This is a genomic window from Rhodococcus sp. T7, assembly GCF_009872365.1.
Classification (GTDB): Bacteria; Actinomycetota; Actinomycetes; order Mycobacteriales; family Mycobacteriaceae; genus Rhodococcus_F.
Genome location: NZ_WXYH01000390.1, coordinates 2,012 through 2,346 on the forward strand (window position 1 = coordinate 2,012; position 335 = coordinate 2,346).

The following is a 335-nucleotide window of genomic DNA, read 5'->3' on the forward strand; positions in this document are numbered from 1 at the left end:
CGGCGCATCCGAATGACGGCGAGGTCGGACGTACCCAGGTGCTCACGGGTGCGATCCTCGATCGGCCCCATGCTCTCCTGCACCCCGAGATCCTCGGTCTGGTTGCCGGTCATGCCGCTGAAGCTGAAGTGGTCGCCGTGCTTCTTGCGGTCCATCAGGTCCCGGTCCTGCCGCCACATGTTCCCCGAGTGGAAGTCCATGTGGAAGTCGTCGTCGAGGTCACCGACACCGGACCATTCCAGAATCTTGGCCCGGTAGGGCTCGTCGATGATCTCGTCGCCCTCCCGGGCGTGGATGAAGTAGAAGATGGTGTTCTCGTCGTCGACCGGCACGAA

General features: G+C 63.3%; 1 pseudogene. It reads right to left on the reverse strand.

What is annotated here, in order from left to right:
* A pseudogene (locus MLGJGCBP_RS48520) lies at nt 1–335 on the reverse strand (hypothetical protein); the annotation flags it as partial.